Below are 223 nucleotides of genomic sequence, written 5' to 3' on the forward strand. Positions count from 1 at the left end.
GAAGGTCACCTCCCCCGAAGTTGCGGACGAGGTGGGACCGACGCTGCACCCGCGGGAGACGGCCGAACTGCGCGCGTACGACGCGGCTGACCGCGGGATCGCCTTCGCCCGGGTCTGGACCCGTAAAGAGGCCTATCTCAAGGGGCTTGGCACGGGTCTGGGGCGTGCGCTGTCACTGGACTACCTCGGTGCCGCCCCGCACGGCCGTGGAGCCCTGCGGGGC

Annotated in this window: 1 protein-coding gene; it reads left to right on the forward strand. The window is 71.7% G+C overall.

Features of this window, described 5'->3' with window-relative positions; all coding sequences use genetic code 11:
* Positions 1-223, forward strand: a 223-nt coding sequence (locus tag J0695_RS40080) for a 4'-phosphopantetheinyl transferase superfamily protein (RefSeq protein ID WP_206969737.1), incomplete at both ends; no start/stop codon positions are given.

It is taken from the genome of Streptomyces beijiangensis, assembly GCF_017315755.1.
GTDB classification, from domain to species: domain Bacteria; phylum Actinomycetota; class Actinomycetes; order Streptomycetales; family Streptomycetaceae; genus Streptomyces; species Streptomyces beijiangensis.